This window comes from Corynebacterium camporealensis, from assembly GCF_000980815.1.
GTDB classification, from domain to species: domain Bacteria; phylum Actinomycetota; class Actinomycetes; order Mycobacteriales; family Mycobacteriaceae; genus Corynebacterium; species Corynebacterium camporealense.
The window spans coordinates 1,759,036-1,784,650 of sequence record NZ_CP011311.1 but is presented as its reverse complement, the minus strand read 5'-3'; the positions used below and the strand labels follow the sequence as shown (position 1 = coordinate 1,784,650).

Sequence of the window (25,615 nt, the reverse complement as noted above, 5' to 3'; positions counted from 1 at the left end):
ATGCACTACACCAGCTGGGATCGCAGCGATAACAGCCATCCTGTCCTGCTTGTCGAGGAAGGCCCGGAAACCCTGGGTACCTTCTCGGAGCATTCCGCGGACATTGATGGCGAGTTCTGGCGCCTGGACAACGATCCCAAGCTCGGTGCCTCTGCAACGCTTCCCGATGACCGCGTCTTCCGCATCGCCGGCAACCTCGGCAAGGATAGGCGCCTCGAGATTTCCCTCGATGGCCGTACTTTCGCCTTCGTCATGGAAAACTCCGGCGAGTGGATTGTCGACGATGTCAACGAGCACAAGGTCGCGCAGTTCTCCACCAAGAACCGCGGCCTGCGCCAGGCCATCTTGGAATTCGACGAGGACACCGAGGGCCTGACCCAAGACGAGGTCATCGCGCTGAGCTGGTTCTCCCGCCTGGTGCAAGAAGAACGCACCAAGGGCACTGCGGCACCGATTATTATTTCGCTGGTTCTGGCCTCCATCGTGGCTGTTGCCGCACTGTTTACCTAAAACATCAGTTGCATATTCGCGGTGGCGCAGTAGGGTAGTAAAACATGTCTGAAATGGTGTGGTTTTGGCAGGAAGGCAAGCTTTACGATGCCTCCGGCAACCCCCTGGCCACCACCTCCACCGGCACCTCCCTCGAGACTGCCCTGGAGACCACCGAGCACCTAGGCCAGGCCGCGCATCAGCGCATCCTGCTCGAGCGTGCCCCCGGCTCGCGGTTCTCCCTGCGTGCCACCACGGCCACGGGTGAAGTTTTCCGCTGCCGCCAAACCGGCCTATCGATTACCCGCTTGCGCGCCGTTTGTGGTGACCGCGAGTATCTCCTGGACCGCATCAACCCCTTCCGCCGCGCACGCGACATCCACGACTTCGACGGCCACACCCTGGCCCGCACCGAACCACAACAGCGCAATCGCCTCGATATCAGCCCCATCGACGGCGAACTGCCTGCCCTCGACGCAGTGTTTATCACCTACGCCTGTTTCCAGGTGGACATCCTGCAGAAGCTCATGCTGTCTTAGGTTCTAGAAGGCGCTGCCGTGGGTGGAGCCGCCGCCACCGCCGAAGCCGCCGCCTCCGAAACCACCGCCGCTGCCAAAGCCGCCACCGAAGCCGCCGCGGCTGGAGCCGCCGAGCATCTGACCAATGACCATGCCGGTCAGGATGTTGCCGGCAGAAGAGGCGGATTGCTGGCGGCGCTGCTGGCGTCGGTAGTTATCGATGTCGTTCTGGGCCCGACGCACTGCCGTCTGGGCGGCGTTGGCGGCCTGACGGGAGATTTCTAGTGCGCGGCGGATGTCGCGGTCGCGGGTGTAGCGTGCTTCGGCATGCAGGCGTTGGGCATCGGCAAGTGCGGTGCGCGCCTGGGAACCGACGAGGCGACCACGGGAGGACACCAGGTCCTCAGCGGCCTGAATGTTGGATTCGGCGACGTTCATCTGCTGGCTAAACAGCTGCAGCTGACGGCTATGGGTGGCGGTGACTTCGCGGACGCGGTCGAGGCGCTCGTCGAGTTCAGTATCAATCGCTGTTAGCGCGGTGTACTGGCCCAGCGGGTCGTTGGAGCCTTCCGCACGAGCGGATTCGACAGCAGTGCGCGAGCGGGTGAGCAGGTCTTCGAGAGAGTCCCAATCGCCCTGAGTGCCCTGGGCTTTGCCCTGGTTGGCGAGTTCTTCGGCTTCGGCGATTTCACCTTCGACTTCCTCGATAAGTGGCTGCAGGCTGTCTTCTGCTTCACGAATGTTGCTATCGGCGTTTTCCACACCGCGCAGCAGGCGGTCGGTGACCTCAAGGGCGTGCTCGGCTTCGCGGATATTCGCTACCAGGCCGCCTTGCTCGCCGGCGGGTTTGGCAGCGAGGTCGCGGCCGGCATCGATAAGCTTTTCAGCTTCAGAAATGGTGACCTCAGCCATCTCGGGGTTCTCGTGAATGGAGTCGAGCACCTCGGCGGAGTAGCGCTCCTGGAGCTGCTGCAGGGTCTCGGTCGAACGCGGCAGGCGAGCGCGCAGGTCAACGCTGCGCTGGGTAAGCTCGTCGAGCTTGTTATCGGCGTTCATGAGCAACGCGCGCATGTCAGCGAAGTCCTTGGCCTGGGCGTCGAGGGCGTCGTCGGCCTGGCCGCAAGAGCTGACAATCTCCACGAGCATCTGACGACGCTGCGAATCCGGGATAGTGCGCGACTGCTGCTCGAGCTTTTGGTGCATAGCAAAAGCCTTCTGCAGCGTCGTGGTCGAGTGGTTCATCGCCTTGGTAAACGGGCGGGTGCGGTCCGGGCCGAATTCCGCGGTGGCGATGTCGAGTTCTTCCTTGCCGCGGCGGATGGACTCATCGGTAGACACAAGCTCTTCGTGGGCCAGCGTCTCGAGAGTCTCCAACGGCAGACGGGAGAGCTCATCGGTAGCAGCAGGCTCGATTTCGCGGGCTTCGCTGAGGGTTTCCGCGCTGTCTTTCTTGTTCTTCCGGCGAGTGGCGTACCAGATACCACCACCGGCTACGGCAATAGCGCCTGCACCACCGGCCAGCCAGGCTGCGCCTGAGCCAGAGCCGCCAGAAGTGCCGTCGATAACGGCATCGACAAAGGCGTTGGCAGCCCCGACGTAGTCCTCGTTGGCCAGGTAGCTGTAGGCGGCATCGTCAAGCGATTCTGCATCCGACGAAATATCTGCGCCCACAGACACGCCGGTCTGGCGGGTTTCCAGGTCAATGACGTAGACCGCGGAGTTGGAACCGCGGGAGTTGCGAATCTGCTCAGCTAAATCGGTCGCACTGCCAGAGCTATCCGTAATGACGATCTGGATAAGTTCGCCAGTTTCTTGCTGGTGCTCGGTGATCTTGTTTTCTAACTCAGAAACGGTGCCGGGATCGAGTACGCCGACGTCATCGGTGACCTTCGCGGTCACCGTAGCCTGCGCGAGGACGGTTTCGTCGTTTCCGGTGAGCGCGAAGGGCGCCTCACTAGCACCAGCTACCGCAATGCCTGCCGACGAGTAGCTGATAAACAACGCGGCCAGCGCCGCACGACCAATACGAGCAGAATTTTTCATGCCCACCACCTTACCGCCGCTATCAGTATCTAGGCAGGTAGGCTAGCCCGGGTGAATAGTAATCAGTGCGAAGCAATCGTCGTGCTGGGCGCGGCGCAATACAACGGGCGACCGAGCCGAATCTTAAGCCGTCGCCTCGATGGAGCAGTAGAGGTACTGCGCAACCTGGACAAGCCAGTCCCGATTATCACCGTCGGTGGAAAGCTCGAGGGCGACAACTACACCGAAGCCGGCGTAGCCCGCGACTACCTCCACAAAAATCACGGGGAAGACCTGGAAGTCTATGCCATCGAAGAAGGCTTAGACACCGAAGAAAGCCTGAATGCCATCAAAGACGCACTCGGCTACCGCGACATCCTCATTGCCACCGACCCGCTGCACTGCCTGCGCGCCGGGCTCATTGGCCGCCGGGCCGGATTCCATGCGCACACCGTCGGCGTTCCAGGCCACAACCCAAAGAAGTTCAGCAAGGCGTGGTGTAAGTACCTCGCCCACGAAGCAGGCGGCCTCGTTGTGCTTGCAGTCGCGGCTATCGCGGGGGATAGCATTGCCAATAACCTAAAAAGCCCCCTGCATCGCATAGAAGAAATCTTGCGTCCGAATCAGAAGAATCGGCACTATAACCAGCGAAAACGCTTGCAATAAATGCGAAAATCTGAAGTTTTGTTCAACAAATAATACCCCCGGTCGGGGTGGCGAGAATATTTTTGTTGCGCTAAGTTCTTGCAATTGAAATATGCGTGACTATGGTTATGTTTTGTAAGCAAAAGCCAAGAGAAGGGAAACCCCCATGCTTGACATCATTTCCAACGTATTCGACTTCCTGCTCGGCACCCTGCAGGACCTGGTCAACCTGCCATTCGGCGTTGTTGAGGGGCTGTCCTCTGCACTGGGGCTGTAATCTACACTGCGGTTTTGCCCATTAGGGGAAAATCTCTAGCGCCTTTCCTGCCCACTTGGGCGGGTAAGGCGCTTTTTGCAGCGCAGAGCGCGTTAACATGCAGGTTGTGACTTATCCCTACTCCGCGCACGACTCCGCCCGCCGTATCGAGGAAGCCCCGAAAGGCTCCGGCATGGGCGGTAAGGACCATCGCGGCGCTTTTGCCCGCGACCGTGCCCGCGTGCTGCACTCTGCGGCCCTGCGCCGCCTCGCGGATAAGACCCAAGTCGTCGGCCCCCGCGATGGCGATACCCCGCGCACGCGCCTCACTCACTCCCTGGAGGTCGCCCAGATTGCCCGCGGCATCGGCAGCGGCCTAGGACTCGACCCGGATCTGTGTGAGATGGCCGGGCTCACCCACGACATCGGCCACCCGCCCTACGGCCACAACGGCGAAAATGCACTCAACGATGTCGCCGATACCTGCGGCGGCTTTGAGGGCAATGCCCAAACCCTGCGCATCCTTACTCGCTTAGAGCCCAAAGTCATCGACGACGAGGACAACTCCTACGGGCTTAACCTCAGCCGCGCCGCACTCGATGCCGCGTGCAAGTACCCCAAGCTGCCCACCAACCCCGATGGCACCCGCAATCGCAAGTACGGCTGCTACGCCGAGGACGCCGCTATCCTGGACTGGCTGCGCGAAGGCCACACCGATACCCGCCCCAGCATGGAAGCCCAAGCTATGGACTGGTCCGATGACATCGCCTATTCGGTCCACGATGTCGAAGATGGCATCGTCAGCGGCCGCGTGTCCCTTACTGTCCTCTGGGACCTGGTTGAGCTTGCCGCCCTGGCCGAAAAAGGCGCCCAGGCCTTCGGCAGTACCGCCGAGCAGCTTCTCGATGCCGCCGACTCCCTGCGCCAACTACCCATCGTCGGTGCTGCCAGCGAGTTCAACTACACCCTGCGGGACTACACGACGCTCAAAAAGATGACCTCTGAACTGGTCGGCCGCTATGTCGGCGCCACCATCGACGCCACCCGCAGCGCTAACGCAGAGCTTGTCGATGCCCACCAGCTCGGCCGCCAACACGGCAACCTCGTCGTGCCACCCCTGGCCGAAGCCGAAGTCAAACTCTTAAAGACCATCGCAGTCATCTACGTCATGGACGAACCCGTCCACCTAGCGCGCCAGGACCGCCAGCGCGAACGCATCTACCGCGTCTTCGACTACCTCAGTGCCGGCGCACCCGGCTCCTTAGACCCGATGTTCCGCCTCTGGTACAACCGCGCCAACACCGACGCCGAGAAACAACGCGTCATCGTCGACCAGATCGCCTCGATGACCGAATCCCGCCTCGAACGCATTGCGCGCGACACCGCAGAATTCAGCGGTTTCCTGGGGTAACCCAGGAAACCTACCTCAACAAACGAACACCCGCGTCAGTGAAGACCTGCGCGATTTCCTCGCCCTCTGGCTCGGGCAGCTTCCATTGGGAGACCACAATGGAGGCGACTTCGTGCTCACGGAGGAAGTCCGCGAGGTCGTCAAGGTTGTGCGGGGCACGGCACACGGACTTGTCGCGCACGGCGCCGAGTGCGTGGAAGAACTCAGAACGCGATTGCAGGGGTTGGGTAATCAGGATGCGGGCAGCAGGGGTCTTCTTATTCGGCATCTGGGATCTCGCAGAAAGATTCGTAGTGGTCGTCGGTGTAGTACCAGACATCGGGGTCGGTCTCGCTGCCGCCACCGGTAACGATGCGCAGCGGACCGCGGTGGTTTAGCCCCGGAGTCTCCACCGTGTATTCGCGGTAATAATCATTGTCTTGTTGTGGCAACACGCCTTCGTAGTTGCCAAAGTGCTGGTTGTCGTTTTCCGGATAGTCATAAGGCCCGCCTGCCAAGATGTCATCGGCAGTCTCAGAGGCCTCCTCCGGCAGCGTATCGATGGAACAAGATTCCATCTGCGCACTGCTCCCACCGGCGTTCGCATGACGCGTGGGATCAGAAGAACCACCATTATCACTGGTCAGTTCAACTCCGAAGTACCCAGCTACAGCTACCGCAACGACGCTGAGCACAGTCACCCACAGGGGCTTTTTGGATGACGAGGAGGGAGAGGACATAGTCCCATGATGACAGTAAGGGGCAGAAAAATAAAAACAACTCGCCTGCGTACAAGGAAAGGAGCAGGCTGGCTTAGCTGAACATCGTTAGGCGCGGTAGTCTCTAGGCATGGTAAAAGGCAGAATCCCGGACAGCGATATTCAGGCTATCCGTGAACGCGCGCCTTTAGACGAGATCGTCGGCGAGTACGTCCAGCTCAAACCCGCCGGCCACGACTCACTGAAGGGCTTAAGCCCCTTCAAGGATGAAAAGACCCCGTCCTTCCACGTACGTCCGCAGCGCGGCTATTATCACTGCTTTTCGACGGGCAAAGGCGGCGACGTCTTCAGCTTCCTGATGGAAATGGAGCAGGTCTCCTTCCCGGAAGCAGTCGAAGCTGTGGCACAGAAAATCGGCTACCACATCACCTACCAAGGCGGTACAGCTGGTGCGCGCGATGAAAAGCCCGGCACCCGCCGCCGATTGATTCAGGCCAACCAGGCAGCCTATGAGTTCTACCGCGAGCAACTCGAAACCCCGCAGGCCGCACCCGCTCGCGAGTTCCTGTTGGAGCGCGGCTTTTCCAAAGAAATCATCTACGACTTCGAGTGCGGCTACGCCCCAGAAGGCTGGGACACGCTGACCAAGATGCTGCTGCGCAAGGGCTTTTCCTTCGAAGAGCTCGAAGGCGCTGGCCTGTCCAAGATGGGCAAGCGCGGTCCCATTGACCGCTTCCACCGTCGCTTGCTGTGGCCCATTAAAGACCTATCGGGCAATGTGATTGGCTTTGGTGCACGCAAGCTTTTCGATGACGACAAGCTGGGCAAGTACATGAACACCCCAGAGACCATGCTCTATCACAAATCCAAGGTGCTCTTTGGCCTGGATTTGGCCAAGCGCAACATCAGCGAGCAGCACCAAGCTGTCGTGGTGGAAGGCTACACCGATGTCATGGCCATGTACGCCGCCGGCGTGAAGACCGCCGTGGCCTCTTGTGGCACCGCCTTTGGTGGGGAGCACCTGCAGGTGCTGCGCCGATTGATGCTGGATGATTCCTACTTCAATGGTGAGCTCATCTACACCTTCGACGGCGATGAGGCCGGCCAGAAAGCCGCCATGCGTGCTTTCGAAGGCGAGCAGAAGTTCACCGGCCAGTCCTTCGTCTCCGTTGCCCCAGACGGCATGGACCCCTGCGATCTCCGCTTGGAGCGCGGCGATGTCGCCGTGCGCGACCTGGTTGCCGACCGCATCCCGATGTTTGAGTTCGTCATCCAGTCCGTCATCTCCGACTACCGCATCGATACTGCTGAAGGGCGCCTGCAAGCTTTGCGACGCGCCGTCCCCGTCGTCGCCGACATCCGCGACGCCCCATTACGTCGCGAGTACGCCCGCCGCCTGGCCGGCTGGGTCGGCTGGCCTAATCCGGAAGAAGTCCTCCAGCAGGTCCAAAACGCTGCGCGCCGTCCGAAGAAGGAAGACAAGCGCATCCCCCTGCAGCGCTTCGACAATCAAAAGCAGCAGCCTGCCCAACAAGACGCACCCGTCATTCGACCGCCGAGCCCCAAAGAAACCCACCTGTGGCCACAGCGCGAGGCCCTCAAACTCGCCCTGCAATACCCGGACGTTGTGGGCAGCTACTTCGACGGCATCCCGGAGGATGCCTACACCAACGACGCATACCGGCATGTCCGTAAAGCAATTAGCGCTGTCGGCGGTGCCGCCCAAGGCGCGCAACTCGCCAGCGTCGACTGGATCGCCGCCGTGACAGGGGAGATGCTCGATCTCACCGGCCGCAACTTCGTCTCCGAGTTAGCAGTCGAACCCATCCTGCCCACGGACTTAACCCCCGACGTCTACGCCGACTCCGTGCTCTCCCGCCTGCAGGAAACCCGCGTCGGCGACCAAATCGCCCAACTCAAAGCCCAACTCGGCCGCATGCGTCCATCCGACGACGAATCCAGCTACAACTCCCTATTTGCCGACCTCGTCGCACTCGAACAAGCCCGCCGCGAACTCAACGACCGCGCCTTCCGCGGCACCCCCAACATGTAAGCAACTAAAACAACGAGAGATTAATCCTCATCGGGCTCGTAAATCCGGTCCGGATTGTCTACCTGCTTGCCTTTGTTTTTACGACCACGGGAGAGATCCTTGACCTCACGCATGCGCGGTTCCGGATCGAGGCGATTAGCAACCGCACGACGTGCAGAATTTACAGCGGACTTAGTAACAGGGGAGTTGATCGCCTTCTCGTAGGCGCCCTTGAGCTGGTGGTAACGCTTGCGGCCCGCCTTGGTGCCAAAGACGTAACCTGCGGCAGCGCCGACGACAAACTGGATCATGAGCTTTACAGTCCCCTTAATTTCGCGATCAGACTAACTTTTGACCAGCCTACCTACATTGCGCCAATCAAGCAGCCTGCGTGAGCCTACCACCGTCGGCAACGACGATAGCGCTGTGCAATCGACGAATTGATTAGACACCTCCCTCTAGTGGGGTTAAACGGCAGAAATCTGCCTGGCTTCATGCTTCAATTAATCTTGAAATTTTTAAAGCTAAGGAATTGACGTGGCACAGCCCAAAATTATGACCGTCTATGGAACTCGACCAGAGGCGATCAAAGTTGCTCCAGTGATCAAGGCACTGGAGACCGATGATCGCTTTGAGTCCATTGCAGTCTCTACTGGGCAGCACAAGGAAATGCTTGCGCAGGTCAACACGATGTTTGGCATTTCTCCTAAGCACGACCTGTCGCTGATGAAACCAGGGCAAAGCCTTAATGAGCTTGTAGCGCGTGCAATTACGGGCCTGGACGCCATTATTGAAGAAGAAGGGCCAGACCTCGTTATCGCCCAAGGTGATACTTCGACAGCGATGGCAGCTGCATTGGCTGCATTTCACCGGGGTGTACAAATTGTTCATCTTGAGGCTGGATTGCGTACCGGTGGTATTCACTCGCCATTTCCGGAAGAAGCTAACCGAAAGATAATTGGTCAGGTTGCTTCGTTGCATCTAGCGCCTACAGAAGGTGCGTTAGAAAATCTACGTAAAGAAGATTTCCGTTCTAAAGACATCGTGGTTACCGGCAACACGGTTATCGATGCACTCTTGGAAGCAGCATCGTGGGATACGAAGTTTGATGATGTACGCCTACAGGCCGCCGCAGATACTGATCACCGATTCGTAGTGGTAACGACGCATCGTCGCGAGAATTTTGAAGCTATGAAAGGAATCGGTGGCGCAGTACAAGACTTAGCTGTTAGCTACCCGCAATCCTTTTTTGTGCTTCCGCTTCACCTCAACCCAAAGGTGCGAGAAGCCGTGTTTCCCCAGGTGGAAGGGCTGCGCAATGTCATCATCACGGATCCTCTTCCTTTCGATCAGTTCACAAAGCTCCAACGCCGCGCCGATATCATTCTGACGGATTCTGGCGGTGTGCAAGAAGAAGCGCCGGCTTTAGGAAAGCCTGTTCTTGTCTTGCGTGCTAACACCGAGCGCCCCGAAGCTGTAGTGGCAGGAACCGTGAAGCTGGTGGGGACGAATAGGGATCTCATCGTGGCCCAATCCAAACTCCTGCTAGACGACGATGCGGTATATGAATCGATGGCTAAAGCCGCTAATCCCTATGGCGACGGAAAGGCAGCAGCACGTGCAAGTGCCGCTATCGCAGAATTGCTCGGAATGGGTGAGCGCTTGCCGGATTTTGTTGCTGGTGCATAAGCAGAGTCGAGCGCCTAAATAACCTTCGACGGCAAAGAACTCCGCAAGGACATGAGGACCTTGCGGAGTATAAGTGCTCCTCCAACTGGGCTCGAACCAGTGACCCTTCGATTAACAGTCGAATGCTCTGCCAACTGAGCTATGGAGGAATATGTTGTTTTGAGCTGTGCTCGCTGCAACGAGACTTAACTATATAGAGCCCCCGGCTTACTAAGCAAATCCCCTGGTAAAAAGGCACTTTTAGCCGCCTGGGTTAAGTGTACGGCGATCGCCAATTGATGAATTTGAGGAGAAAATCGCAGCGTCGCCGGTATGATAATTGGATGGTCTTGCCCACCTACGTTAACCGAGGAATGTGTAAATGAAAGTGCTCTTCATCTCTCAATACTGGGCTCCAGAACAAGGGGTTCCACAAAGGCGATGGGCGTGGCTTACTCAGGAACTCCATAAGATCGGTGCTTCGGTAACTGTTATTGCCCCACAACCTCATTACCTTGGTGTACCTCAGGGGAGAACCAGACAGGGCGTAGGGGCTCGGTCTTATATGAGGACTGGTGAAGTGGAGTATGGAGCTGGCGGTGAGAAGATTATTCGCACGGGTTACTTGCCATCGGGTGACTCGCTGACTTCTCGGGTGTTAAACCAACTGTCAGTGAGTTTTGGCCAAGCCGTAGCCCTGATTCAGCTGGCGTTGAGAGGGGATCTTTCTAAATTCAACCTCGTTATTGGAACCGTCCCCGCGCTGTAGTTACTAGCACGAAAGCTTGGAATTCAGATGATCTCTTGCCTTTACAGCTCGCTAGTATGGAAATCGATATAATGCCTGGCCAGGGTCACGTGGAGGTAGGGGGAATCATGATCTAATGCCTGCCAGAAGCAGAACTAGCCCAGGGGAAGGTTCTACGGGAATAAGAAATCAAGGGGCGGTCCACTGGATGGTGGGGAGTCGGTTGCCATGGCAACGAGGTTTTTCCACTCTAGTGGAAGTGACCGATTATGATTTCCCATATAGCTAAATTCAAACCACCAGTTTTCACTGATCCCTCTGAAGGAAAGTGGCTCATTTTCGCTGAAGATGAGGTATCCATCACCAACGCCGAAATCCTTGGAACCTCTTTCTTTGGTTTCGGATCGGGATTCCGTGGGGGATTGATTCGCTCCTATGTAGAAGTTGGTCGCTACACCAGGATCGGGCGCGGTGTATCGCTGGGTTTAGGAAATCACGACATCCACAACACTTCAATCGCTGGGTTCTTCAAATTCCCACCTTCAGGTAAAGGCAAGCGATTTGCGTCTAGCGACCCTAAGCGCCGGGTAATCCTGGGTAATGATGTGTGGGTTGGGGATGGCGTTCGGATTAATACCGGCGTCACCGTTGGAGATGGGGCGGTCATCGGCGCTGGTGCTTTCGTTAATAAAGATGTTGAGCCGTACTCTATCGTCGGTGGACTCCCAGCAAAGCATATTCGCTGGCGTTTTGATGAAGACGTCCGGAAGGCCCTTTTAGAGATTCAGTGGTGGCAGTATGACCCTGAGTTCCTGCAGAGATTTATGCGCGCTAACCCGTTGGAGACAATCGAGGCGTTCCGCAGTTTGGAGTTCACACCTCCTGTGTTCTCGGGTAAGCGAAATCGGGTTACCCCTGACTCCAGATTCGTATTCCGGACTGGGTTGGGGGGGGCTCTAGGTATGTATGTTCTAGGGCGTGAGCAGCTACTGCGGTTGACACGTAATTTGGTGGGTTTTCTTAGTAGGCGGCAGGTTCGGTAAAGTGTGGAAAGGATTTGCAGGTTATGCCTGCTTGTCTTTATCCAGGGGCTATAGCTCAGTCGGTTAGAGCCGCGGACTCATAATCCGCTGGTCGCGGGTTCGAGCCCCGCTGGCCCCACGTTTACCCCGTGAACTGTGTTGATGCAGTTTGCGGGGTTATTTGTGTTGTGGTGCTGGGGTGTCTTTTCTGTCGGTGTTGGTTCTGGTGTGCTGTATCCTTTTGTCTTGAGTGGTTGCGTGGGTAGGAGGTCGTCGTGGGTACTTCGGTGGCTGTTGCGCAGGCAATTTGTGACCGGCTTGGGTTGGTTGATGCGGGGAGGCTGCAGAAGCTGACGTATTACTGCCAGGCGTGGTCTTTGGGGTGGTTTGGGCGTCCGCTTTTTGCGCAAGATTTTCGGGCGGGGCAGGACGGGCCGGTGGAGCCTGGTTTGTTTGAGGAGTGTTTAGCTGGGCGGTCTGGTTGGTTTTCGCCGCGGGCGTTTGGGGCTGTTGATGATAGTTTGGATGCCCGGGATGTTGCGGTAGTTGATGCGGTTGTGGATTTTTATGGTGGCATGACTCATCGTGAGCTTATGGGATGGGTTTGTGCGGACCAGCCGTGGATTTCGGCACGGGCAGGTGTGGGTTGTGAAGTGGGCTTGGGTGGTGTTGTGTCGCAGCGTGCTATGAAGAGGTTTTATGGCTTGGCTGAGGCGCGGCATATGGATGGTCCGCGGCGTCCGTTTGTGCAGGTGCGTGAGGTTTCTGGTGGGGAGTTGCAGGCGAGGTTGGATGCGACGACTGAGCGGTGGGGTGGTGTGCTGGAGGGGCTGGCGCGTCGTTAAGCGGGTTTGTTCGGTGAGTGAATTGTGGGGGAGGTTGTTGTGTTGCTGGGGTGGGTTTGGCTTTAGAATCATTCCTAACTGATTGTTTGGTTGGGAAGGTGTGTTCATGACTGCGGTGGTGGAGCCGAAGAAGTTGCCGGTTGCGGCGGTGGTGCCGTTGATGGTGGCGCTTTTGACGGCGGTGTTTGCGTTTCAGTTGAATGCGTCGATGCTCTCGCCGGCGTTGGCGACGATGGAATCGGAGCTTGGTGCATCCTCGGCGGCGATTGGGTTGACGCAGTCGGCGTTTTTTACTGCCGCCGCCTTGTTTTCGTTGTTCTTGCCGCGCTGGGGTGATCTGATTGGGCGTCGTAAGGTGCTCGTCGGGATGATGGCCGTGACTGGCATTGGTTGTGTGATTGCGGCGCTGGCGCCGAATGTGGCGGTGTTATTGGTCGGTCGTGTGATTCAGGGTGTGGCTGGTCCGACGGTGCCGCTGACGCTGATTATGTTGCGCCAGCAGGTGGCCAATGAAAAGCAGTACGCGCTGCTGTTGGGTGTGTTGACCTCAGTAAATGGTGGTATTGCGGGTGTGGATGCCCTGGCCGGTGGTTGGCTGGCGGGCAATTTTGGTTTCCGCTCCGTGTCTTGGGTGATGGCGGCGTTTTGCTTAGCAGCAGTGGTGGGCGTGCAGTTGATGACCAAGGAGTCGCAGGCTGAGTCGGATGTGCCGATGGACTGGAAGGGTCTGCTGCCGTTGGCGATTGCGCTGGGAGCGGTGCTGACTGCCTTTAATGAGGCAGGCAAACTTGCCGATGCCAACTGGGTCCTCGTCATCTTCCTCTTTGCCGTGACTGCCGTGGCAGTGGTGGTGTTTTGGAAGATGGAAAAGACCGTGCGCCACCCATTGGTCAGTGTGGAGTACATGAAGCAGCGGCGCACCTGGGCGTTGTTGTCGACAACGCTGTTGACCATGACGGGTGTCTTTGCGGTGATGAATGGTTTGATTCCGAACTTGGGCCAGGATGACTCGGTGGGTGCGGGTCTTAGCGCAGATGTGATTTCCTGGTACACGTTGACGCCGTATGCGCTGGCAGGGTTGGTCTTTGGTCCGATTGCGGGCTGGCTGGCAGCGCGTCTTGGTTATCGCTTTGTGTTGCAGACAGGCTTGGTCGGCACGGTGATTGGTCTGCTCATTGCGGTATTCATTGTCGGCGAGCCGGGTAAGGCTTCCTTGTTGTTTGTCTCCATTTTCATTGGTGTGACTTACGCCGGTATTTCCAACATCATGCTCAACGGGCTGGGTATTGTGCTCTCCCCAGAAGATAACCAGGGCTACCTGCCGGGTATGAACGCCGGTGCGTTCAACTTGGGCGCAGGAGTGTCTTTTGCCATTTTGTTTGCTGTGGCAGGTGCCTTCGAGCAGGGCTACCGCGCAGGATTGCTCACCGGCTGTGTCATTTTGCTGGCAGCATTGGCCATGAGCTTGTTTATCCCGAAGCCAGAAAACGTGGCCGATACCGTGGCCGCCCGCAACTTAAAGGAGTAAGACATGACCAAGATTATTCTCGACTGCGATCCGGGGCACGATGATGCCGTAGCGCTGCTGTTGGCGCTGGGTAACCCAGACATTGAGGTACTTGGCGTGACGACGGTCGGTGGCAATAACAGTCTGGAGAAGGTTGCTCGTAATGCCCGGGTGGTGCTGGAGGTGGCAGGTCGTACAGACGTTCCTGTGTATGCCGGCTGCGGGCGCCCGTTGTTGCGGGAGCCAGAAATTGCTGACGATGTCCACGGTGATACCGGCATGGATGTCGCAGGCGTTGAGTTGCCTTCGCCTAGTGCAGCGCTTGCCGATGGCCACGCCGTCGATTTCCTCATCAACACCATCATGGAAGCTGAACCGGGAACGATTACGCTCGTGCCGACGGGTCCGCTGACCAATATTGCGATGGCGGTACGTAAGGAACCGCGCATCGTGGAGCGCGTGAAGGAAGTTGTGCTCATGGGTGGCGGTTACCACGAGGGCAATTGGTCTGCTGTCGCAGAGTTCAATATCAAAATTGACCCGGAGGCCGCCCACATCGTTTTCGAAGAGCTCTGGCCGGTGACCATGGTGGGCCTGGATTTGACCCACCAGGCCTTGGCGACGGATGAAGTGGAGGCGTCGATTAAGGAACTCGGAACGCCAGTGGCGGACTTTGTTGTCGGCCTGTTTGGTTTCTTCCGTGAGGCTTATCGTGAGAACCAGGGCTTTGAGCACCCGCCGGTCCATGACCCGTGCACGATTGCGTACCTCATCGACCCGTCGGTGGTGCAGACCGTGAAGGCGCCGGTACATGTGGAGCTAACCGGTACGCACACCACGGGTATGACCGTCACGGACTTCCGCGCGCCCGCCCCGGCGGATTGTCATACCCAGGTCGCGACGAAGCTAGACCACGCGGGATTTTGGAATCTGGTGGTCGACGCACTGCGTCGCCTGGGGTAGAAATCTTATGCGAAGATGGAAGGCATGTTGGATGATCGCGACTGCCAGGCCATTGATGCTGCCAAGCTCTACTACCACGGTGGGCTGTCCCAAGCGCAGGTGGCAGCGCGGCTGAAGGTTTCGCGTCCAACGGTGTCCAAGCTGTTGCAGCACGCGCAGAATGCCGGCTTTGTCACCATCAGCATTGATGATCCCCGTGAGCGCACCGACGATTTGGTCGCGCAGTTGCGCTCCCGCTTTATGCTTTCCGATGCCCGCGTTGTCTCCGTTCCCACCCGCGACGACGTCCTGCCCGAACTCGGCCGCGCCGGGGCTGCGCTGCTTGAAGAACTGGTCACCGATGATATGAGCGTAGGGGTCTCCTGGGGTGCGACGATGCGCTCGATTGCCGAACACCTGCGCCACCTGTCTTTAAGTGGGGTAGAGGTAGTCCAACTCAAAGGTGGGCACTCGCATTCCGAGCGCTCCACCCAGGATGCTGAGACCCTGCAGGGCTTCTCGCACGCCTTCAATGCCCGCACGCACATGCTGCCGCTGCCGGTGATTTTCGATACCGCGGAGGCGAAAAGTTGGGTGGTCAAAGACCGACATATTGCTCATATCTTAGAGCTTGGCCGCAGCGTCGACGTCGCCGTATTCACCGCCGGCGCTGCCGCCGAGGAGTCCCTGGCGCTGAATCTGGGCTACCTCGCACCAGAAGAAACCGAGCAGATCCTCAACCGTGCGGTCGGAGATGTGTGTTCTCGTTTTTATACCGACACTGGCGAAGTCGCCGTGCCAGCTGTCGATGAGCGCACCGTCGGCATCGAACTTTCCGATCTCGCCACTCGTCCTACTCGCGTCCTTGTCGCAGGTGGGTCCAGTAAAGCGCGCGCCATCGCCGTCGCTTTGCGCATGGGGCTGGCCACTCATCTGGTCATCGACCGCGATACCGCCCAGCGCGTTGTAGACCTCTCAGCGGAGTAGAAGCACATAAATAAGTGATATTGGGCACCCTTGCCCCCGATTGTTGAACATTTGACAACTTCGGTGTTGACATTTGTTCGCGCGGGCTTAGGCTTATAAGTAGCTGTTAAGTTTTCGACTACAGGAGCCGAATATGTCCAACGACATCGCAACCCCGCACATCAACCCCAAGGGCGTCGACATCGCCGAGACCATCCTGCTGCCTGGCGACCCACTGCGCGCCAAGTTCATCGCTGAAAACTTCCTCGACGACGCCGTCCAGTTCAACGAAGTCCGCAACATGCTCGGCTTCACCGGTACCTATAAGGGCAACCCCATCTCCGTGATGGGCACCGGCATGGGCATGCCGTCCATCGGTATCTATTCCTGGGAGCTCATTCACAACTACGGCGTGAAGAACCTCATCCGCGTCGGTTCCATCGGCGCCATGCAGGAGGACATCGACCTGCACGACGTCATCGTCGCCTCTGCCGCCTCGACCGACTCCCGCTTCCTCGAGCAGTACAACCTGCCGGGCACTCTCGCTCCGACCGCGTCCTGGAAGCTGCTCAAAGCACTTGTCGATGAATCCGAGCGCCAAGGCGCCCACATCCACGTCGGCAATGTCTTAAGCTCCGATATCTTCTACAACTTCGACGAGACCGTAAACTCCCGCTGGGCGCATATGGGTGTCCTCGGCGTCGAGATGGAATCCGCCGCCCTGTACGCCACCGCTGCCGAAGCAGGCGTCAACGCCCTGGGCCTATTCACCGTCTCCGACAACCTGGTTGCCGATACCCACCTCACCGCCGAAGAGCGCCAAACCGCTTTCCGCAAGATGATTGAGCTGACCCTCCCGCTGGCCGGCCTGGATAAGTAATAAGGAATCCCCGCCATGTCCTCTTCTGCAACCCGCGCCCAGCAGGGCACCACCACCGGTGGCATTAACCCCAAGGCCGCTGTGCCGATCCTGCTGTTCGTCTTCATTTTCTCCCTGGTCATCGACAACGGCTTTAAGACGATGACCATGCCCATTGCCGAGGGCCTCAACATCGACGATACGACTGCCTCGCTGCAGGCATCGTTAGCTGGTGTGCTCATCGGTATCGGCGGCGTTGTCTACGCCGCACTTGCGGACTCGATTTCCATCCGCAAGCTCATGCTCACCGGCATCGGCCTGATTGCCATAGGCTCCCTGCTGGGCTTTATCTTCTCCGGATCCTGGGCCATGGTGCTGACCGGCCGCCTCATTCAGACTGCCGGCCTGGCCGCCGCAGAGACCCTGTATGTCATCTACGTCACCAAGCACCTTTCGGAAGCTGACCAGAAGACCTACCTCGGCTTTTCTACCGCCGCCTTCCAGGCTGGCCTGCTCATCGGCGCGCTGACGTCTGGCTTCGTGTCCACCTACATCTCCTGGACCGCGATGTTCCTCATCCCGCTGATTCTGGTGCTTACCGTGCCAGCAATCGTGAAGATGGTCCCGGAAGACGAAGCCGTCGAAGGCCACCTCGATGCCCTCGGCCTCTTCCTCGTCGCAGTGATTGCCACCTCGCTGATTATGTTCATGCAGGCATTCAACTGGGCGTGGATCGTGCTCACCGTCCTGGGCATCGCCGCGTTTACCTACCACGTGCGCAACGCCAAGCGCCCCGTCGTCAAAGCGGAATTTTTCACCAACGGCCGCTACGTGTGGACCCTGGTCATGGTCTTCTTCGTCTATTCGACGCAAATGGGCTTCATTTTTATGCTTCCGTACGCCGCCAACGAGCTGCACGGCATGACTCTCGATCGCGCCAGCATGCTGATGATCCCTGGCTACGTCTGCGCCATTATCGTCGGCGCCTCCTCGGGCAAGATTGGTAACTACTTAAGCTCGCGTGTGACCGTGTATATCGGCATGGGCATGATTGCCGGCTCCCTGCTGGTCTGCGCCCTGTTCGTTACCCTGCACGTCGCCGTCCTCGCCGTTGCGATTATCGCCTTCGCTTCCGGTTTCGCGCTGATGTACGCCCCGCTGGTCAACACCGCACTATCCAAGATCACCGCCGCCAAGTCCGGTATCGCCATCGGTTTCTACAACCTGACCATCAACATCGCCATCCCGCTGGGCATTGCGTACAGCGCCAAGCTTCTCGATGCCACCAGCGGCTACAACACCACCCTGTGGGTCCTGACCATCGTCGCCGCCGTCGGCGCCTTCCTCTACGTCGTCAGCGACCTGTCCATGGCCCGCCACGAAGCTAAATAGGAGAGACATGAACAACCTGGCCGACATCATCGACCACACCCTGCTCAAGCCCGAATCCACTGCCGCCGACGTGCAAGCGCTTATCGATGAAGCCACCGAACTCGGCGTCTACGCCATCTGCATCTCACCTTCGCAGTTGCCTGTCGATGCCCCCATGCACGTCGCCACCGTCGTCGGCTTCCCCTCCGGTGCCGTCAAGCCCGAGATCAAGGCCGCCGAGGCCCGCCAAGCCGTTGCCGATGGCGCCGAAGAAGTCGACATGGTCATCAACATCGCCCTGGCCCGCGAAGGCCGCTTCGACGAGCTGCAGGCTGAAATCCAGGCCGTCCGCGACGCCACCTCCGGTGCAGTGCTCAAGGTGATCCTCGAGACCGCCGCGCTTGACGATGACACCATCACCGCCGCCTGCCACGCCGCCGAAGCCGCCGGCGCCGACTTCGTCAAGACCTCCACCGGTTTCCACCCGGCCGGCGGTGCCTCCGTCCACGCCATCGAGCTCATGCACGCGGCGGTCGGCGGCCGCCTCGGAATCAAAGCCTCCGGTGGCATCCGTACTGCTGCCGATGCCCAAGCCATGGTCGATGCCGGCGCCACCCGCCTCGGCCTCTCGGCCTCCGCGGCCATCTTGAAGGAGCTGGCATGAACTACGACTACGCCCTTAAGTGGACCGACCACGACCCCGACCCCGTAACCGCTCAGCAGGTTCGCGACTGGATCGACGCTGACGACACTGCCGCCCTCGACGCCGCCTTCGCCGGCCCACTTGCCTTCGGCACCGCCGGCTTGCGCGCCGCTGTTGGCGCTGGCGAATCCCGCATGAACCGCGCCGTCGTCATCCGCACCACCTTCGGCCTCATCTCTTGGCTCAAACAGCAGACTTCTGAGCCCGTCGTCGTCATCGGCTGCGATGCCCGCCACGGCTCCGCGCAATTCCAGCGCGATGCCGCCGAAGTCATCTCCGCTGCCGGCGGCCGCGCCCTGCTGCTGCCCGCGCAAAACCCCACGCCGCTGACTGCGTTCGCGGTCAAGCACTATGACGCCGACTGCGGCATCATGGTCACCGCCTCGCACAACCCACCTGCCGACAACGGCTACAAGGTCTACCTCGGCGGCCGCGTCGCCACCGGCGATGCTGCAGGCGTCCAACTCGTCGCACCTGCCGATGCCGAAATCGCCGCCTCCATCGCCCGCGCCCCCTTCGCCGACGAAATCGCCCGCGACGACACTCGCATCGAGGACATCGACCCCCGCGCCGACTACCTCAACTGCGCAAAAGCGCTAGTAGGGGAGAACACCGACCTGCGCATTGCACTGACCGCCATGCACGGCGTCGGCGCCGCTCTCGGCGCCCAACTACTTTCCGATGCCGGCTTCGACACCTCCCTCGTCCCCGAACAAGCCGACCCCGACCCGGATTTCCCAACCGTCTCCTTCCCGAACCCCGAAGAACCCGGCGCCCTCGACCTCGGCAAAGCACACGCCGCCAAAATCGACGCCGATATCCTTATCGCTTACGACCCCGACGCGGATCGCTGCGCCGCGGCCGTGCCTGTCGGCACGGCCGGGGACCAGAAGGACTTCCGACAGCTCTCGGGCGACGAAACCGGCGCCCTGCTCGGCGACTACCTCGCCCGCCGCGGCGCCACCGGCACCTTCGCCAACTCGCTGGTCAGCTCGCGGTTGCTAGGCCGCATCGCAAAGCATTACGGCCTCGAGCACGCCGAAACCCTGACCGGCTTCAAGTGGATTGCCCGCACCCCGAACTTGAGCTTTGGCTATGAGGAAGCCATCGGCTTTTGCCCCGACCCGCAGCACGTCCGCGACAAAGACGGCATCGCCACCTCGCTCGTGCTGGCCAGCCTGGCTGCCGAGTGCAAAGCCCAAGGCATCACCCTGCTCGACCGGCTCGAGGACATCTACGCCACCGTCGGCCGCCTGGCTACCCAGCCGCTGACCTTCCGCGTCGAAGACTTGAGCATCATCACCAACTCGATGAAGAAGATCCGCACCACCCCGCCAACCACCCTGGCTGGCGAGGACGTACGTGCAGAAGAATTCGAGCAAGGCGTGAAGCTGTATACGAAGGCTGATGACCGGGTCATCGTCAGGCCTTCTGGCACCGAACCGAAACTGAAGTGCTACCTGGAATCCCCAGATCCCGCACGTCTGGACCGAATCGCTGCAGACCTGCACGAGTACTTCGGCATCTAAGATCTCTTTTTCAGAGTTCTGACAGCTGCGCGGCTTAGGCTGTAGGCCATGAGTTTGTTCAACTATTATCTCCTTCGCCTGTGGGAGATCCTTGTTGGCCATGGCCTGCCGCTGCTCGCGCTGCTGCTTTTGGCCATCCTCGTTCCCCGTATCGGGCGCTTGGTCCTGCGGGTGATCGAATCCCGGCTTGACGAAGAGGAAGAGGCCACCAAAGCGCGCCTGGCTATCGCCGGTGCGCTCGTCTACGTTTTCGAAGCGATTGCGTACTTCCTCATCATCATCGCCGCGCTCTCGAACCTCGGCGTCCCACCGCTCGGCGCCGCCATCCCGGCAACCATTGTGTCGGCCGCAGTTGGTTTCGGCGCACAATCCATCATCGCCGATTTCATGGCCGGTTTCTTCGTGCTGTCGGAGAAACAATACGGCGTCGGCGACTACGTCAGCTTCGATGCGCTCAATGGGGTAGAAGGCACTGTTGTCGCCCTGACCCTGCGCACCACCAAGGTCCGCACGCCTTCCGGTGAGGTCGTCACCATCCCCAACGGTTCGGCCGGTGTGGTCACGAACTTCTCCCAGGACTGGTCCCGCGCCGTGGTCAACTTTGCCGTGCCCGTCCAACGCGGCGAGAATCTCCCAGATATCACCAGCCGTGTCGAGTCCATCTCGCGCGAGGCCATCGAAGACCCCACCATTGCTAGCGATGTCAACGGCACCGTCGAAGTTCTGCCCGCCACCGATATCGTCGCCCCCACTGCCGCGGGCCACCCTTGGCAGGTCACTTTCCGCATACTTGTCGATGTCAACCCCGCCCGCCAGTGGGCCGTCGAACGCAGCATCCGCTCCGCCTTGCTGGCTGAGTTCTGGAGCCACTACAACGCCGGCGCGTTGCTGCCAGAGCCTGACGATGCCGCCGAGACCGAAGTAATAGAGCGCGACGTCGAGCCCGAAGAGGTCACCGAAGACGCCCTTGCCGATACCCCCGAAAACGACGGTCCGGCACCCACCACCGAAATCCCACTTGTCGATGAAGACGAGTACGAAGAACCCCGCAACGGCATCTGGCGCGACGAGGATCCCAAGACCCGCTGGGGCAAGGTCATGAGCTTCGGCGGCCGCGTCCGCGCCTCGACCACTGGCTTGATTCTCGCCTTCCTGGTCACCGGCGGCCTGGTACTTGCTTCCTCCAACCCGGACGATGCCAACGCCGGCTGGCTCAACCCAGCCTACTGGACTGATCGCGACAACGACGAAGAGGTTGCCACCTCCGAAGAGCCCGCCGCGGACGATGCCACCCCAACCGAGGAGGACTCCACCTACTACGAGGAAGAGCCCACCGACGCCGAGGCCCCCACCAACGATGTCCCAGCCGACACCGGCACCTCGGATGCCACCTACGAGGAAGTCCCAACTACCGCCCCCACCGAGACCGAACAACCCACCACCGACGCGCCCACCGCCGTCGAGGAAGCCCCCACGAGCTAGTAGTCTCGTTCGACAGTCCCCTGCAAAGCCTCTCTTTGATGCGCAACCAGGGGTCCTGTGCATTCTACGGGGGTTCGAATGGTCAATGAAGTGCGAAAACGCCGAGTTATCCAAAGGTTGAAAAATTTCCCCTAGCGGGGCTTGACATAGTTCTCTTAGCGTTAGAGGCATGAGCAAGTTAGATGCCTTAACCGAAGCGTTCACCGCGCCTATGGAAACCCTTTCCGAGGTCGCGGCGCTGACTAATGCGCATCTACAGAATCTGGGACTCCCGCGGAAGTTCTCCCGCGAACTCCTTACTCTTTCCGATATCTACTTCGGTGAGACGCCCTACACCCAGCTCCAGGCCAAGTCCCGCAACACCCCACATGACTTGTCCACGCTGCTGGAGATGGAAAAGAAAGCGTCTCGGATAAAGAAGCATGTGGATCGCTACAAGTTCCGCATCGCCTGTGCTGACGTGCCGGCCAGCAAGATCGGTCAGGTGGCCAAGGAATTCATGGACCCGCCTAAGCCACCTGAAGACGGGACCGCTTTGACTCGGTCCAAGACGGATAAGTGGACCTACCGCCTAACGGGCGATTCTGAGTTGATTGCCCAAGTTCGCGATATGTTCCCCACCATCGACTCGGTCAGGGAATTCTTGCGTACCGGCAAAGTCAACGGCACTGCTGTGACTACCCATGTGGTTATTAACCTCGACGAGCTGGACAAGATCGTGGATGGACAGGGCGATGACATCGTGCTGCAGATGACCAACGGCGCCAAGATCACCGGTGCGCAGTTGGTGCAGAAAATGTTTACCGATCACGGCTACGCCACGCTTATCCACCCGGTCGAGGGGCCGGTGAACCTCTACCGGACGCAGCGAAGCGCTAGTTTCAAGCAAAGAACCATGGCGAAGGCCGAAAACCCGGTCTGCCCGTGGATTCACTGTTTGAAAGGTGCTGATGAGTGCCAAGTCCACCACATAGTGGCCTGGAAATACGGCGGTGAGACAAACCAATCAAACTTGACCACCGCGTGTGACCATCACAACGGCAGAAACGATGATGGAAACGAACGAAGAAACGGCAAACTTCTAAGAATCAGAGGCAAAGTCGAATGGGTCCCGCCTTGGGCGTACTAACGCACGCCCAAGGCGCCGAAAGCAGACCCACTTCCACCTAGTGAAACAACAGCCGCCATCCCAGCTGGGACGGCGGCTAGTAGGGGCTGCGCGTGAGCGATAGGCGAAACAATCGTTTCATTAGTTAAATCGTGAACGACCCGTTTGTTGTTACATCACCTTTTATTCGTGCCACAGTGTCATGCTGCGCGCAACCGGTAGGAGAGCACCGCTGTTAACCTGGTGCTCATGAGCGCATTCACCGACATCACCGACTGGCCCGCCGACAACGTGGCAGGAGCACTCCTCAAAGACGGATCCGTTGCCGACACTGTGGGCGAGACCGACAAGCAATTTCCCATCGCCTCGGTGACTAAGCCGGTGGTTGCCTACGCCATCATGCTGGCGGTAGAAGAAGGCGCGGTCGAACTCGACCAGGACGCTGGCCCCGAAGGATCCACCCTGCGCCACCTACTGGCGCACGCCTCGGGTGTAGCTTTCGATGATCGTAAGCCCCAAAAGCCTGTCGAAGACCGACGCATTTATTCCTCAGCGGGTTATGAGTGGGCAGCAGAAATTGTCGAGGAGGCCACCGGAATGGACTTCCCCGACTATCTCAAAGAAGGTGTGCTCGAGCCGCTGGGAATGAAGGACACTTACCTTGACGGCTCGGCAGGTCACGGGCTGGTTTCCAGCGTGGACGACCTCGTCCGCTTCGCGGCCGAAGTGTTGGATCCGCAGTTGCTGCACCCGTCCAGCGTGAAGGAGATGCGTAGCGTGCAGTTTGAAGGCCTGCGCGGAATCGTGCCGGGTTACGGCAACTTCAAAGAATGCAGCTGGGGCCTAGGCTTTGAAATCCACGGCGACAAAGAGCACTGGATGGGGGCCAAACTGCCTGCCGAAGCCATTGGCCACTTCGGCTTGTCCGGCACCTACCTGTGGATCGCAGACGGTAACGCCATGGTGGCGCTGACCGACCACGATTTTGGCGACTGGGCCAAGCCCTTGTGGGGCGAGGCCAACGACGCCATCTGGGACGAACTCAATTAGTGAGCGCGGAAGAAGTTCCAGGCTTCTTGCGTGGCATCCACGCCATGGGCTGCGTCCTGGAACCAGGTGTGCCCACCACCGTTAAGGCGAAGCATCTTGGTATCAGCAGCACAACGGTTCATGGAGAACACGTCATAAGAACCGTGTGAGGTCATCGCGGGGTTGTTGGTATCGCACAGGTTGCGCTCGCCAACCCTGCGGAAAGACTCACGGGTGGAGTAGTATCCGCCGCCATGGCCGTTGGAGCCGTTGCGGTTAAAAGGCGCGATGTCATCGTTGGTGCCGTGGATAAACATCGTCGGCACGAAGCCGTGGCAGCCCTGGTAGATGCGGTGGTAGTTGGCGGTGGCGACGCCGACGACGGCATCGAAAAGCTCTGGTGCCTGGCACGCAGCAGCCATGACCATGCCGCCACCATTAGACAGGCCCGCACCGTAGCTCTTGCCCACGGTGTACTTCGCACGCAATTGCTTATCGATGGCCTGAAGGAAACCCACATCCTGACCACGCGAGGTCGAAGCGTAGTTCGGGCCCTCCCACGCCAGCTGGCCGTTCCTGCCCATGGTCGGCTCCGGGTAGACAATGATGGCCTGGCCGCGGGTGACCTTATCGAACTGCATGTAGGACTCAGCCCACTCGGAGTCGTGGCCCATGCCGCCAAATCCGTAGACGAGGTCAACTCGACCATTGAGGTTGGCCGGCACCTGCACCTTGTAGCTGCGCACGCCCTGGCCAGGAACGGAGACACTTTCGTAGCTTTCTACGACACCGGGGTTCGTGACAACGGAATCGAGAATCCCCGGCAATGCGGAGGACAACGCGGACGATAAATTCTGGGCCGAAGCCACGGGCGCGCCACACAGCGCTACGGTGGCCGCCGCTAAAGCCACCACAGACTTTTTAATTTTCATGAGTTGGAAGCTTACTCGCTTTCGCTGAGAAAGCATATAGCTCAAGTTGAGGTTGAATAAAAGGGGGATTCAAGTAGTTGTTGAGGGTTGTTGAGGCGGCTGTGGCGGGGGAGAATCGTGAAGCAGAACGCGCAGACAGTTCGTAGGGGAAGACGAAGCTCGTCTGAATTTAGCGTCGAAGGAGAAATCGACAATGAATAGCGTTCAGTCTCAGCCGACCGCGCTGTCGGTTGATCCCTGGCCGGAAGCCCCGGTCGCAGAGCCAGTCGTATCTGGCGTTTTGCACATCGAAGGCATGCCGCGCACGTTGCGGCCGGTTATCGAGCGTGCGATGTATCGGTGCATTGCCACCGAGTCTGTATTCGTCGTGCCCAATGACGATCCTTTAACGGCGCAGTGGTGTACCCGCTGGTACCGCGAAGGGGCAGGTATAGGCTGCCGTCAGGTGCTCACGGGCACGGCGGCTGAGTTACGCGCGCTCAATTCTGCTGTGAGCGTCCTTGCGGGCGAGTACGGCTTTAGCGGGAAGGTGGAGCACTGAGGTAGTCGGCGGCATCGCCAAGCGTGTGCCAGCTGAAAAACAGCTCCTCGTCGATGCGGACGCCAAACTTCTCTTCGCAACGCACCGCGATTTCTAGGCGGTCCAGCGACGAGAACGAGTCCATGCGGGTGTCGCGCTCCGGTTCTTCGAAGCCAGTGACCTTGGTGATAATGCGCGCGAGCTCGCCAAAACTATCCGTTGCGGCGGGCTTATCGTCCTGCTCAACGTTGAAGCGGGCTGCTAACTGGGCACTGAGGTCGTTCGACATAGCCACCAGTCTAGTATTGATCCC

General features: G+C 59.2%; 25 protein-coding genes and 2 tRNA genes. 20 read left to right on the top strand and 7 right to left on the bottom strand.

What is annotated here, in order from left to right:
• Entirely contained in the window at positions 1-510 is a 510-nt protein-coding gene (locus UL81_RS08320; protein ID WP_035105401.1) for a hypothetical protein, read from the top strand.
• 44 nt (positions 511-554) lie between these two features.
• Entirely contained in the window at positions 555-1,028 is a 474-nt protein-coding gene (locus UL81_RS08315) for a hypothetical protein (RefSeq protein ID WP_052097722.1), read from the top strand.
• 3 nt (positions 1,029-1,031) lie between these two features.
• Here UL81_RS08315 and UL81_RS08310 read toward each other — a convergent pair whose 3' ends face one another.
• On the bottom strand, positions 1,032-3,050 hold the full coding sequence (locus UL81_RS08310; protein WP_035105399.1) for a TPM domain-containing protein: 2,019 nt from the start codon (positions 3,048-3,050) through the stop codon (positions 1,032-1,034).
• 51 nt (positions 3,051-3,101) lie between these two features.
• On the opposite strand from UL81_RS08310, the gene UL81_RS08305 reads away from it, so the two are divergent.
• Both UL81_RS08305 and UL81_RS08300 read left to right on the top strand, forming a co-directional pair.
• Positions 3,102-3,695 carry a YdcF family protein gene (locus UL81_RS08305; protein ID WP_035105397.1) on the top strand — a complete coding sequence of 198 codons (594 nt, stop codon included), beginning with the start codon at positions 3,102-3,104 and terminating at the stop codon, positions 3,693-3,695.
• Positions 3,696-4,057: 362 nt separating this feature from the next.
• Positions 4,058-5,341, top strand: coding sequence for a deoxyguanosinetriphosphate triphosphohydrolase (locus UL81_RS08300; protein ID WP_046453696.1), 1,284 nt, complete (start codon positions 4,058-4,060; stop codon positions 5,339-5,341).
• A gap of 10 nt (positions 5,342-5,351) precedes the next feature.
• Here UL81_RS08300 and UL81_RS08295 read toward each other — a convergent pair whose 3' ends face one another.
• Positions 5,352-5,609: a hypothetical protein gene (locus tag UL81_RS08295; RefSeq protein ID WP_035105395.1), complete on the bottom strand. Its 258-nt coding sequence runs from the start codon at positions 5,607-5,609 to the stop codon at positions 5,352-5,354.
• A complete protein-coding gene (locus UL81_RS08290; RefSeq protein ID WP_035105393.1) occupies positions 5,599-6,060 on the bottom strand; it encodes a ribonuclease domain-containing protein in 462 nt (153 codons plus the stop codon). Before UL81_RS08290 ends, UL81_RS08295 begins: the two co-directional genes overlap by 11 nt.
• A 109-nt stretch (positions 6,061-6,169) precedes the next feature.
• Here UL81_RS08290 and dnaG point away from each other — a divergent pair, with 109 nt between their 5' ends.
• A complete protein-coding gene (gene dnaG / locus UL81_RS08285; RefSeq protein WP_035105391.1) occupies positions 6,170-8,092 on the top strand; it encodes a DNA primase in 1,923 nt (640 codons plus the stop codon).
• A gap of 20 nt (positions 8,093-8,112) precedes the next feature.
• Here the strand turns inward: dnaG and UL81_RS08280 are convergent, their stop codons facing one another.
• Positions 8,113-8,382, bottom strand: a complete 270-nt coding sequence (locus tag UL81_RS08280; RefSeq protein WP_035105389.1) for a hypothetical protein — start codon at positions 8,380-8,382, stop codon at positions 8,113-8,115.
• 226 nt (positions 8,383-8,608) lie between these two features.
• On the opposite strand from UL81_RS08280, the gene wecB reads away from it, so the two are divergent.
• The gene (gene wecB, locus UL81_RS08275; RefSeq protein ID WP_035105387.1) at positions 8,609-9,760 is read left to right on the top strand and encodes a non-hydrolyzing UDP-N-acetylglucosamine 2-epimerase; all 1,152 of its coding nucleotides are present in this window, start codon (positions 8,609-8,611) and stop codon (positions 9,758-9,760) included.
• A gap of 76 nt (positions 9,761-9,836) precedes the next feature.
• Here the strand turns inward: wecB and UL81_RS08270 are convergent.
• Positions 9,837-9,909, bottom strand: a tRNA-Asn gene (locus UL81_RS08270).
• Between the two features lie 847 nt (positions 9,910-10,756).
• Between UL81_RS08270 and UL81_RS11515 the strand changes: the two genes are divergently transcribed.
• The 13 genes from UL81_RS11515 (at position 10,757) to UL81_RS08200 (ending at position 23,871) form a co-directional block, all read left to right on the top strand.
• On the top strand, positions 10,757-11,530 hold the full coding sequence (locus UL81_RS11515; RefSeq protein WP_052097721.1) for a CatB-related O-acetyltransferase: 774 nt from the start codon (positions 10,757-10,759) through the stop codon (positions 11,528-11,530).
• A 44-nt stretch (positions 11,531-11,574) separates the two neighbouring features.
• Positions 11,575-11,648, top strand: a tRNA-Ile gene (locus UL81_RS08255).
• Between the two features lie 136 nt (positions 11,649-11,784).
• Entirely contained in the window at positions 11,785-12,354 is a 570-nt protein-coding gene (locus UL81_RS08250) for a Panacea domain-containing protein (RefSeq protein ID WP_035105386.1), read from the top strand.
• A 106-nt stretch (positions 12,355-12,460) separates the two neighbouring features.
• The gene (uriT, locus tag UL81_RS08245; protein ID WP_035105385.1) at positions 12,461-13,882 is read left to right on the top strand and encodes a uridine transporter UriT; all 1,422 of its coding nucleotides are present in this window, start codon (positions 12,461-12,463) and stop codon (positions 13,880-13,882) included.
• 3 nt (positions 13,883-13,885) lie between these two features.
• Complete coding sequence (uriH, locus tag UL81_RS08240) at positions 13,886-14,824, top strand: uridine-preferring nucleoside hydrolase UriH (RefSeq protein ID WP_035105383.1); 939 nt, start codon at positions 13,886-13,888, stop codon at positions 14,822-14,824.
• A 24-nt stretch (positions 14,825-14,848) separates the two neighbouring features.
• On the top strand, positions 14,849-15,790 hold the full coding sequence (locus tag UL81_RS08235; protein WP_035105381.1) for a sugar-binding transcriptional regulator: 942 nt from the start codon (positions 14,849-14,851) through the stop codon (positions 15,788-15,790).
• A 133-nt stretch (positions 15,791-15,923) separates the two neighbouring features.
• Positions 15,924-16,649 carry a purine-nucleoside phosphorylase gene (gene deoD, locus UL81_RS08230; protein ID WP_035105379.1) on the top strand — a complete coding sequence of 242 codons (726 nt, stop codon included), beginning with the start codon at positions 15,924-15,926 and terminating at the stop codon, positions 16,647-16,649.
• A 15-nt stretch (positions 16,650-16,664) separates the two neighbouring features.
• On the top strand, positions 16,665-18,020 hold the full coding sequence (locus tag UL81_RS08225) for an MFS transporter (RefSeq protein ID WP_046453477.1): 1,356 nt from the start codon (positions 16,665-16,667) through the stop codon (positions 18,018-18,020).
• A 7-nt stretch (positions 18,021-18,027) separates the two neighbouring features.
• Positions 18,028-18,663, top strand: a complete 636-nt coding sequence (deoC, locus tag UL81_RS08220; RefSeq protein ID WP_035105377.1) for a deoxyribose-phosphate aldolase — start codon at positions 18,028-18,030, stop codon at positions 18,661-18,663.
• On the top strand, positions 18,660-20,231 hold the full coding sequence (locus tag UL81_RS08215) for a phospho-sugar mutase (RefSeq protein WP_035105375.1): 1,572 nt from the start codon (positions 18,660-18,662) through the stop codon (positions 20,229-20,231). The genes deoC and UL81_RS08215 overlap by 4 nt, the downstream gene beginning before the upstream one ends.
• Before the next feature lie 48 nt (positions 20,232-20,279).
• Positions 20,280-21,713: a mechanosensitive ion channel family protein gene (locus UL81_RS08210; protein WP_046453476.1), complete on the top strand. Its 1,434-nt coding sequence runs from the start codon at positions 20,280-20,282 to the stop codon at positions 21,711-21,713.
• A gap of 169 nt (positions 21,714-21,882) precedes the next feature.
• Complete coding sequence (locus tag UL81_RS08205; protein ID WP_035105374.1) at positions 21,883-22,842, top strand: HNH endonuclease signature motif containing protein; 960 nt, start codon at positions 21,883-21,885, stop codon at positions 22,840-22,842.
• A 228-nt stretch (positions 22,843-23,070) separates the two neighbouring features.
• On the top strand, positions 23,071-23,871 hold the full coding sequence (locus tag UL81_RS08200) for a serine hydrolase domain-containing protein (RefSeq protein WP_046453475.1): 801 nt from the start codon (positions 23,071-23,073) through the stop codon (positions 23,869-23,871).
• On the opposite strand, the gene UL81_RS08195 is transcribed toward UL81_RS08200, so the two are convergent.
• On the bottom strand, positions 23,868-24,782 hold the full coding sequence (locus tag UL81_RS08195; RefSeq protein ID WP_035105372.1) for an alpha/beta hydrolase family esterase: 915 nt from the start codon (positions 24,780-24,782) through the stop codon (positions 23,868-23,870). The two genes, UL81_RS08200 and UL81_RS08195, sit on opposite strands and share 4 nt — an antisense overlap.
• 193 nt (positions 24,783-24,975) lie before the next feature.
• Between UL81_RS08195 and UL81_RS08190 the strand changes: the two genes are divergently transcribed.
• Positions 24,976-25,323, top strand: a complete 348-nt coding sequence (locus UL81_RS08190; protein WP_052097720.1) for a hypothetical protein — start codon at positions 24,976-24,978, stop codon at positions 25,321-25,323.
• On the opposite strand, the gene UL81_RS08185 is transcribed toward UL81_RS08190, so the two are convergent.
• Entirely contained in the window at positions 25,301-25,591 is a 291-nt protein-coding gene (locus UL81_RS08185; protein WP_035105370.1) for an acyl carrier protein, read from the bottom strand. The genes UL81_RS08190 and UL81_RS08185 overlap by 23 nt on opposite strands.
• Between the last annotated feature and the right edge of the window lie 24 nt (positions 25,592-25,615).